The sequence below is a fragment of the Leptolyngbya sp. FACHB-36 genome (genome assembly GCF_014695955.1).
GTDB lineage: Bacteria > Cyanobacteriota > Cyanobacteriia > Leptolyngbyales > Leptolyngbyaceae > FACHB-36.
Map to the genome: position 1 here is coordinate 1 of NZ_JACJPG010000117.1, position 2,884 is coordinate 2,884.

Here is a 2,884-nt window from a genome sequence, read left to right on the forward strand (position 1 = left end):
TCAGCAAGCAAGCCTGGTGAACCAACTGCAAACTGAACTAGCAGAGCGACAGGCAATGGCGGCAGCGCTGCGATCTAGTCAAGAGCGGCTTCAGGCAATGGTGTCTAGTGCGTTGATCGCGCTGATTGCGACGAATCAGGCGGGTATCGTGACACTGTGTACGGGAACGATTCTGCATCGGTTGGGAGGAGCCTCTCCGACGCTGGTCGGTTGCCCGATCGTTGAGGCATATGCTCACTTGCCAACCCTTGTTGAAGATATCCGTCAGGCGCTAGCTGGCAAAACGGTTACGTCCACCATCGAACACGACGGCGTCATTTTAGACGTGCGGCACTCTCCCCAGACCAGCCCCGAGGGCACGATCGTTGGGGCAATTAGCGTGGCGATCGATGTCACCGAGCAAAAACAGGCAGAAGAAGCCTTACGCCAAAGCGAGATTTTGCGCCAGAGCGATGCCAAAAGCCGCGTGTTGCTTGATGCCCTTCCCGACGCAATCTACCGAATTCATCGTGACGGCACGTACTTAGACTGTAAACCGAGCACGTCCTGTCAGTCGCTGCCCGATGCGGTGATTGGCACACGGCTTACTGACGTGCTTCCAGAAGAGATCGCGCAGCAGATCATGACGCATTTGAACCAAGCGCTGAAAACGGGAGTGACTCAAGTCTTTGAACATCAACTAGAAGGCGGCAAGCCGTGCGACCTAGAAGTGCGACTTGTGGTCAACGGGAAGGACGAGGTGCTGGCGATCGTTCGGGACATCAGCGATCGCAAAAAAGTCGATCGATTAAAAAACGAATTTGTCTCCACCGTCAGCCACGAACTTCGCACGCCGTTAACCTCCATTCGCGGTTCTTTAGGATTGCTCCTCGGTGGCATTGCTGGAGATATTCCTGCCGAAGCAACAGAGTTAATCAGCATCGGCTACAAAAACAGTGAACGATTGATTCTGCTGATCAACGACATCTTGGACATTGAAAAAATTGAGTCCGGTAAGATGAACTTCTCGCTGAAGCCAACGGAGTTGATGCCGCTAGTAGAGCAAGCGATCGAAGCCACCCGTGCATACGCAGAGCAGCTAAATGTGACGCTGGAATTAACGCATACCCAGCCCGGAGCAATTGTCAACGTCGATGGCGAGCGGCTAATTCAGGTACTCACAAATCTGCTCTCGAACGCCGCAAAATTCTCACCCGTGAATCACCAAGTGCGAGTAGCCGTTACTCGATATAGTGGATTTCTGCGTGTGAGTGTGCACGATCAGGGATCTGGCATTCCAGAGGAATTTCGCGATCGCATTTTCCAAAAGTTTGCTCAGGCAGACTCTTCGGACTCGCGCCAAAAGGGAGGGACCGGCTTAGGCTTAAGCATCGCCAAAGCCATTATGGAACGGCTTGGCGGACAACTCAGCTTTGACAGCGATTCCAGCAGCGGCACAACCTTCTACTGCGATCTTCCAGAGTGGTTGCCATTCTGTTCGCTGCCTGAGAACCATCCCTTCACCCGCTTGCCTGAGCTTGGTCACGCGCCTCGAATTCTCGTTTGCGAAGACGACTCTGACATTTCTATGCTGCTAAAGATGATGTTGCAGCAGGAAGGGTTTTGCGTCGATATTGTCCATAGTGCTCAAGCTGCAAAGCAACGCTTGTCCCAACGGCCTTACCACGCGATGACCCTCGACTTAGCACTACCCGGACAGGACGGAATTTCGCTGCTGCGAGAACTGCGGCTGCAAAACTCCACGCGATCGCTGCCGATCGTCGTCGTTTCTGCAAAAGCTCAGCAGGGACGCGAAGAAATTGGAGACGCAGAATTTGCCGTGATTGACTGGCTGGATAAGCCGATCGACCAGTCGCGACTCGTAACCGTTTGCAAACAAGCGGTAGTCCAGAGCCAAAATCCGCAGCCAAAGATTCTGCACATCGAGGACAATTCCGATTTAGTTCAAGTCATTGCATTGCTGCTGAAGCACGATGCCGAAATTTGTCACGCTGCAAGTTTGCAGCAGGCGCAGCAGAAACTAGACACCGAAACCTTTGACTTGATTCTGCTCGATCTCAGTCTACCGGATGGGTCTGGACTGGAACTGCTGCCGATTATCAATGCTCAAACTGGGTTACCGACTCCAGTGGTGCTGTTTTCGGCGCAAGAGGTCAGCGCTGAAACAGCACGAGACGCAACTACTGTGCTCGTAAAATCGCGCACCTCAAATCAAGAGCTACTGCACACAATCAAATCCCTGGTTGGCTACAGCCTTACCTGATTCCCTATTCGTTGCTGTGATTAGCTCAGGAGACTTCTTATGGAACTTCCCACCCTGAATCGGATTCTGTTTGTTGAAGATGACCCGGATATTCAATCGATCGCCCGCATTGCGCTAGTCGCAGTCGGCAAATTCACAGTCGAAATTTGCAGCTCAGGAACAGCAGCACTGGAGACGGCTCCAGAATTTGCCCCGGATCTGATTTTGTTGGATGTGATGATGCCAGGAATGGATGGACCCAGCACACTCAAAGCACTGCGGCAGCTGCCAGAAATCGGCAATATCCCAATTATTTTTATGACTGCCAAAATTCAAACTCATGAAGTGGCTTTCTACAAGGCCTTGGGTGCGCTGGATGTCATTGCCAAGCCGTTTGACCCGATGACTCTGCCTGTAACGATTCGCGGCATGTGGCAACAGTTTTATGCCTAATACTTCCGAGCTCATTCAAGCGCAGTTGGCTCAACTCCGACAGGATTACGTGCAGCGCCTTGAAAGTAAATTGCACGCGATCGAAGCTGGTTGGAACCAGCTATCCCCGGTGTGGAGCGGCGAAACAAGTCGCACGCTGCATCACTTGCTGCACACGCTTGCGGGTTCCAGTGCCACTTACGGTTTCGC

At 52.5% G+C, this 2,884-nt stretch carries 2 protein-coding genes and 1 pseudogene; all 3 read left to right on the forward strand.

Features of this window, described 5'->3' with window-relative positions:
- Positions 1-2,263, forward strand: a 2,263-nt coding sequence (locus H6F43_RS01620; RefSeq protein WP_190340277.1) for a response regulator, incomplete at its 5' end; no start/stop codon positions are given.
- A gap of 39 nt (positions 2,264-2,302) precedes the next feature.
- Positions 2,303-2,695, forward strand: coding sequence for a response regulator (locus H6F43_RS01625; protein ID WP_190340278.1), 393 nt, complete (start codon positions 2,303-2,305; stop codon positions 2,693-2,695).
- A pseudogene (locus tag H6F43_RS01630) lies at positions 2,688-2,884 on the forward strand (Hpt domain-containing protein); the annotation flags it as partial. The gene H6F43_RS01625 and the pseudogene H6F43_RS01630, both read left to right, overlap by 8 nt.